This is a genomic window from Thermobaculum sp. T2p, assembly GCF_059335935.1.
Map to the genome: position 1 here is coordinate 24,710 of NZ_JANZYQ010000021.1, position 6,936 is coordinate 31,645.

Annotated in this window: 7 protein-coding genes and 1 pseudogene; 7 read left to right on the top strand and 1 reads right to left on the bottom strand. The window is 63.5% G+C overall.

The window, feature by feature from the left end; genetic code table 11:
- Positions 1 to 131: 131 nt before the first annotated feature.
- The 6 genes from N2245_RS10905 (at position 132) to N2245_RS10930 (ending at position 5,795) form a co-directional block, all read left to right on the top strand.
- On the top strand, positions 132 to 833 hold the full coding sequence (locus N2245_RS10905) for a response regulator (protein WP_012876779.1): 702 nt from the start codon (positions 132 to 134) through the stop codon (positions 831 to 833).
- 13 nt (positions 834 to 846) lie between these two features.
- Positions 847 to 2,637, top strand: a complete 1,791-nt coding sequence (locus N2245_RS10910) for an ATP-binding protein (protein WP_494536764.1) — start codon at positions 847 to 849, stop codon at positions 2,635 to 2,637.
- Positions 2,638 to 2,728: 91 nt separating this feature from the next.
- Entirely contained in the window at positions 2,729 to 2,914 is a 186-nt protein-coding gene (locus tag N2245_RS10915) for a hypothetical protein (RefSeq protein ID WP_494536765.1), read from the top strand.
- The gene (locus tag N2245_RS10920; RefSeq protein WP_494536766.1) at positions 2,869 to 4,368 is read left to right on the top strand and encodes an alkaline phosphatase PhoX; all 1,500 of its coding nucleotides are present in this window, start codon (positions 2,869 to 2,871) and stop codon (positions 4,366 to 4,368) included. The genes N2245_RS10915 and N2245_RS10920 overlap by 46 nt, the downstream gene beginning before the upstream one ends.
- An 85-nt stretch (positions 4,369 to 4,453) precedes the next feature.
- Positions 4,454 to 5,116, top strand: coding sequence for a phosphate signaling complex protein PhoU (gene phoU / locus N2245_RS10925; protein WP_494536767.1), 663 nt, complete (start codon positions 4,454 to 4,456; stop codon positions 5,114 to 5,116).
- Positions 5,117 to 5,267: 151 nt separating this feature from the next.
- The gene (locus N2245_RS10930; protein WP_494536768.1) at positions 5,268 to 5,795 is read left to right on the top strand and encodes a hypothetical protein; all 528 of its coding nucleotides are present in this window, start codon (positions 5,268 to 5,270) and stop codon (positions 5,793 to 5,795) included.
- A gap of 433 nt (positions 5,796 to 6,228) precedes the next feature.
- Here the strand turns inward: N2245_RS10930 and N2245_RS10935 are convergent, their stop codons facing one another.
- The gene (locus N2245_RS10935; protein WP_494536769.1) at positions 6,229 to 6,648 is read right to left on the bottom strand and encodes a hypothetical protein; all 420 of its coding nucleotides are present in this window, start codon (positions 6,646 to 6,648) and stop codon (positions 6,229 to 6,231) included.
- Position 6,649: 1 nt separating this feature from the next.
- Here N2245_RS10935 and N2245_RS10940 point away from each other — a divergent pair.
- Positions 6,650 to 6,936: pseudogene (locus N2245_RS10940) on the top strand (hypothetical protein); the annotation flags it as partial.

Sequence of the window (6,936 nt, forward strand, 5' to 3'; positions counted from 1 at the left end):
TTTGCTGGCGCCTAGCTGGCACATAGCTGGGAGGACAAGTGTGCGTCTTGGGAGGTGTTTGGGTTACAATCACTTGTAGAGGGGATTCATGCTAATATGTCTACCGAGAACAGCTCTAAGGGGAGCGGAAAGTGACGACAGTGCTGCTTGTGGAGGACGAGTCTACCCTCCTGACGACGATCGCCTACAACCTCCGCCGCGAGGGCTACAAAGTGCTCACCGCCGAGAACGGCAAGAGGGCGTTGGAGCTGGCCGAGGAGAACCCCGACATCGTCGTGCTGGATATCCTCCTGCCGGAGATAGACGGCTTGGAGGTATGCAGGCGGCTGCGACAGCGCAGCTCGGTGCCGATCATCATGCTGACGGCCAAGACCGATGAGGTGGATCGCATCGTCGGGCTGGAGCTGGGGGCGGATGACTACCTCACGAAGCCCTTCAGCATGCGGGAGCTGCTGGCGCGTATCAAGGCGCTGCTGCGGCGTCGCAGCCTTATCATGGCCGAGATCTCCAGCCAGCAGCAGGAGAGCAGGCGTCAGAAGTTGGTCTCTGGCGACCTGGAGATCGACCCCGCGATGCACCAGGTCAAGCGCGGGGGCAAGGTGATCCAGCTGACTCCGCGGGAGTTCGACCTGTTGACCTTCCTGGTGATGAACAAGGGGATAGTCTTCTCCGCCGAGCGGCTGCTGGAGGAGGTGTGGGGATACGACGAGGCGCTGGACGTGCGCACGGTGCCGGTGCACATCCGCAACCTGCGGGAGAAGATCGAGGACGACCCTTCCGATCCCAAGCGCATAGAGACCGTGCGCGGCGTGGGCTACAGGTTCTCGGGCTAGCGAGGGGCTTTCCATGTTCACCCGCATCCAGTGGCGCATCGCTGCAAGCTACGTCCTGCTGATCGCCCTGGCGCTGCTGGCTTTGGGCGTGTACCTTGCCTACTACCTGCGGCAGCAGCAGCTCCAGCAGCTGGAGATGGACCTCAGGAGCCAGGCGCTGATCGTTGCCCAGCAGGTGGCTCCACAGCTGCAGCAGGGCGACACCTCCAGCATGGATGTCTTCGCCAAGCATGTCGGCAGGGCGGCGGGCATCCGTATCACCATCATCGACCGCACCGGCCGGGTGCTCGGGGACACCGACCACGACCCCGCCACCATGGACAACCACCTGTCGCGTCCCGAGGTGCAGCAGGCGCTCGCTAGCGGCTTCGGGGAGAGCATGCGGCACAGTCGTACGCTCGACAAGGACCTGCTCTACGTGGCGGTCCCTGTCGGCAGCGGCAGCAACACCCTGGGGGTGGTCCGGGTCGCGATGCCTATCAGCGACGTGCGGGCATCGCTCAACCGGGTGGTCACGGTGGTGGGGGCGGCCACGGCGATCGCGATCGTGCTGGTGGTCCTCCTGGCGCTCGTGGTGGCCAGGGCGACCACCTCCAACATCGCACGGCTGACGGCCGCCGCGCGCTCGATGGCCGCAGGCCGGCTGCACCAGCGCATCGAGATCGGCGGCCGCGACGAGACCTCCGAGCTGGCCAGCGCCTTCAACGAGATGGCCCAGAGCCTCGACTCCTACATCGGCACGATCAATCGCGAGAGGGAGAGGATGTCTGCGGTCCTCAGCTACATGGCCGACAGCCTCTTGATCACGAACTCTCGCGGAGAGGTGCAGGCGATGAACAGGGCGGCGGAGCAGCTGTTGGGCACGCGCGAGCAGGACGTCCGCGGCAGGTCGGTGATGGCGGTGATCCGCGACCACGAGCTGGCGGACCTCGTGCGGCAGGCGATCGGTCGGAACGGGCCTGTGAGGCTGCCTCGCCTGCTGGAGCTGGGAAGCGACGGCAACAGGCGTCTCATAGACGCGCTGGCCTCTCCCATCCCGGGGGAAAACGGCTCAGGGGCGCAGGTGCTCCTGCTGCTGCGGGACGTCACGGAGCTGCGGCGGGCGGAGACGATCCGCCAGGAGTTCGTGGCCAACGTCTCCCACGAGCTGCGCACGCCGGTGGCGGCGCTCAAGTCGCTGGTGGAGACGCTCGAGGAGGGCGCGCTGGAGGACGAGGAGGTGGCACGCGACTTCCTGGCACGCATGCACGTCGAGGTCGACAAGCTCGCACAGCTGATCGAGGAGCTGCTGGAGCTCTCGAGGATAGAATCCGGTAAGGTGGAGCTCCACATACATCCCGTCAACCTGGTGGAGGTGGTGCGCGCGGGCGCCGAGAGGCTGCGGCCCCAGGCGGAGCGCCACGGCGTGGCCCTGGAGGTCACCACGGAGCAGGCTGAGATCCTCGCGCTGGCCGACCCCGAGCGCATCCAACAGGTGGTGATCAACCTCGTGCACAACGCCATCAAGTTCACACCGCCAGGCGGCAGGATCACCGTCCGCGTCTACTCCCTTGACGGGGAGGTGGCGGTGACGGTGCAGGACACGGGCGTGGGGATAGAGCCCGAGCTGCTGGACAGGCTTTTCGAGCGCTTCTTCAAGGTCGACCGAGCGCGATCCGCCGGCGGCACGGGTCTGGGCCTGGCGATCGCCAAGCATCTCGTGCTCGCCCACAAGGGCCGCATCTGGGCGGAGTCCGAGGGTGCAGGCAAGGGGGCAAGGTTCACCTTCACGCTGCCTGCGGCCACCCAGCAAAGCAATCCTTAATGTCCTCATTATGCTGCCATTAACTGTGGGTGCACTCCCACTTAAGGGCGCAGGCTATCATGAGGACGAAGGATACAGGAGGTGTCCCAGGATGCAGCAGGTGAACGAGGCAATCTTCATCCCGCAGCAGAACTTCAGGCTGTTGCAGCGCACCATGCCTTACCTCGAAGGGTCCGCCTCCGATCCTCAGGCAAGCGAGCAGCTAGAGAAGATAGTAGAGGAGTTAGCCAGATGGCAGTTGAGCAGTATAGAGATGGTCGAGAGCGCAGGAGGATAAGCCGCAGGGAGTTCCTGGGAGCGGGTCTTGCGGGCGCAGCAGCCTTCACGATGGCCAGCCCCATAGGGGCGTTCGGCCTCCGAGTCGCCCTGGGGCAGACGCCACCACGCGTGACGGGCTATGGCCCGCTTGAGCCCAAGGGTGACCTGGCGTTGCCGAGAGGCTTCGACTACGCCATCATATCCTGGCAAGGAATGCCCATGTCGGATGGACAGCTCACACCAGGCATCTTCGATGCCATGGGGGCGTTCCCAGCCAGGAGCCGTGGAGGCAGAAGAATCGCACTGATACGTAACCACGAGAATCGAGAGAGACCAGGAGAAGCGAAGGTCGTGGCGCCCCCCGAGCTGGAGTACGACCCCCAGATGTACGGCGGCTGCACCAAGCTGATAGTCGAGCTCCAGGACCGCAGGGAGCCCCGAGTCGTGGAGAGCTACGCCATCCTCGGGGGCACATCCACTAACTGCGCGGGAGGCGTCACCCCCTGGGGCAGCTGGATCACCTGCGAGGAGGTCGTCAAGCGAGGCGCAAGCGGCAAGAAGCACGGCTACATCTTCGAGGTAGACTCCCGCGCCGGCGGGCCCGTCGAGGCGGTCCCGATACCCGCCGCCGGCAGGCTGGTGCACGAGGCCGCCGCCTGGCACGCGGGCATCCTCTACCTCACCGAGGACCGCAGCATCGAGCCCGACCCTGTGCTCGGCGAGATAGGCGCCTGCCTCTACCGCTACATCCCCAGCAGGAGACCGCGCAAGCCGGGCGACCTCGCCGAGAGCTGCGGCCGCCTGGAGGCGCTCAAGATCAAGGGAGAGCACCACACCAACATGGACACCGGCAGGATCGTGGGCGTGCCCTACGACGTCGAGTGGGTGCCGGTCGACGACCCCGACCACGAGGACGACACCGACGCCCGCAAGGACCGAGTGCCCGGCCTCACGCCCACCCGCATACAGGCCCAGGACAAGGGAGCGGCCTACTTCGACCGCCAGGAGGGCATGTGGGTCGGCGACGGCAAGATCTACTTCGACTGCACCACCGGCGGCAGCCAGAACCTCGGGCAGGTGTGGGAGTACGACCCTCACAGGGAGAAGCTCACGCTGATCTACGAGTCGGTCCGACCGGAGACGCTGGAGAACCCCGACAACATGGTGGTCGTACCCCAGACGGGCGACATCTTCCTCTGCGAGGACAGTCCCGGTGAACAGTACATCCGGGGCCTCACCCCCTATGGCGAGATCTACGACTTCGCACGCACGCTGACCAACGACTCGGAGTTCTGTGGCGCCTGCTTCGACCCCAGCGGGCGCGTGCTCTTCGTCAACCAGCAGGGGGAGGGGGGAGATCTTCCCCAAGGACCCGCGGGCGCCAGGGCCATCACCTACGCCATCTGGGGGCCCTTCGAGAGGCGGAGCGGCGCACGCACCCGCAGCTTCTCCACCTACTCGCTGGTGTGGTAGGAGCTTTAAGGAATCTTAATGCACGCATCAGCCGGCCATTAAGGCCCGATGGTATCCTGAGATGAAAAGAAGCGAAGGAGATCCCATGCCCAGAGAGCACTTCGAACGCGAACTCAACGCCCTGCAGGACTCCATGCTGACGCTCGGCAGCATGGTCGAGAAGGCGATCACCCGCTCCGTGGAGGCCCTCAAGACGGGCGACGTTGCACTCGCCCGCCAGGTGATAGAGGGAGACGACCTCTTGGACGCCCGGCGGGAGGCGATCGAGCGCGACGTCCTGCTGATGATAGCCACCCAACAGCCTCTCGCAGGAGACCTGCGCAAGATAGCTGCCGTCCTCAATATAGCCTCCGAGCTGGAGAGGATGGGCGACTACGCCGAGGGCATCGCCAAGATCAGCATAGATATCGCTAGCGAGCCGCCGCTCAAGCCCCTGGTCACCATCCCGAAGATGGCCGAGCAGGCCTGCAGCATGCTCCGCCGCAGCCTCGAGGCGTTCGTCAACCAAGACCTCACGCAGGCGCAGGAGATATGGGGAGAGGACGACGAGATCGACCGCCTGTACGACCAGGTGTACCACGAGCTGCTGGCCTTCATGCTGGCCGATCCCCAGACGATCCAGCGGGCCACCCGCCTGCTGTGGGTGAGCCACAACCTAGAGAGGATAGCCGATCGAGTCACCAACATCTGCGAGCGCATCAGATTCATGGTCGGAGGCGAAGTCAACGCCGCGCCGATCCGCCCCTGACCCAATATCTGGCGTGAAGTAACCCCCACAACCACACCATTACCCCTCAACAACGTGGCCGGCTGGTGCCGGCCACCCCTCACCTGCTGCAAAAAACCACCAGCAAGCGTATAATCTCTGCTATACAGCTACTGCCTGGAGGAACCATCAATTGAGAGAGAACCTGCTGCGCTTCATCAACTGGATCCGCTTTATCAACCTCCTGTCCGCCGCGATCGCCTTCGGCCTCGCGCTCGCCCACGCGCTGGAGATCCCCGGCAAGAGAGGGCTGGACAGCACCCAGTGGCTGGCCGTACAACAATCGTTCTATGGAGGCTTTACCCTGACAGGAACGACCGCCGAGCTGCTCGGCCTGATCACCTGCCTGCTGCTCCTGCTGCCCCTGCGCAAGCGCCCACGCGCCCTCGTGCAGACGGCCATCAGCGCGCTCTGCTTTCTCGGCATGTTGCTCATCTACTTCTTCGTCAATCGACCCATCAACACACGTATAGCATCGTGGACTCCCACCACCATCCCCGATGACTGGACCTTCTACCGCAACCTGTGGGACTACTCCCGCTTGGGTGCCGCCCTGCTGGCGACAGTAGCGCTCGTCCTCCTGCTCCTTGCAACCCTCATGCCCGATGCTCCCAGGGAGGCCACACAGGCCGCCACACAGGCCAAAAGCGCAAATCAATAGCCGCTCCCTACCTCCCCTCCCAAAGGGATCGCCCTCACCACACACCTATCTCTCCGGGAGATGAAAGCATGCCGCCCTCTACGCACCGGGTAAGGCCCCAAGGCAGCACTCCTCAGGGAAGCACCCTCACTACGCGATGGTGGCATGTAGAGCCCTCCCTGAAAAAAACCCACCAGGAAGTTTTTCCCGATTTCCCGGTCCCTTAAGAATCGGGAAATCGGGAAGATCTCATGACCTCATCTCTCGATCCGTCCTTCTAACCCCCAAGGCCATTCCCAAGCTGCAACCTCGGAGTGTACGCACTCTCTAATGCGTATCTAAGCCTCTAGATGACCATCTTCTGCCCTCATCAACGAGCGGCTGTAGGCAACCTACTCACCACCACCGCATCTTTCAGTCCGGTTCACTCCAAACGTGTGGGGACGACGCATGGTTATCTCCTCAGTTGAATGCTCCAGCGACCGTCAGCCTGCACCTCCCACATACAGACTCCCTCGCTCCCGAAGTCCACAAGCACGATGTCCCGTCTCCTTCCGATCTCGTTCTCTATCAGATAGCTCCCGCTCTCACAGTGCAGGTATACAATGAAGTTGCTCTGCCCTGAGTGCTGCATTAGGTAGATCTGCTCGCCGCGTGGATTCGGTGTAAAGAGTGGGGTGGCGTAATCGCCTTTCCCCGATAGGTTCATGATCGGCTTGTCCGAGAGCGTTATCGCCCGGATAACTATGGACCATTGACCGTCGGCCTCGATCTCAAGCAGCACTCTTCCATCGTAGAAGAGCGGCCTCACCCCATCGTAGTTGCCGATCTCGTTCACCAAGAGTTCTTCCTCTCCCCCAGAATGGACAGTCAAGATGAAGTTTGATTGGCCGCGGTGGGAAATCGTCATCAGGCTGACTGGGAAGGGCACACGCACTACTCGGACGTCCTTACCCCTACCCACCAAGCGGATGGGCTTAGGTTCGGGCCTCTTCGTCGGCGTGGGCGTCGGCCTAGGTGGCTGGGTGGGCGTCGGCCTAGGTGGCTGGGTGGGCGTTGGGGTAGGGGCCATGGTGGGCGTTGGGGTAGGGGCCACGGTGGGCGTGGGGCTGGCTGCGGCCTGCTGGACCGGCGTGGGAGTAGAAGTCTCTCCTCCGCACGC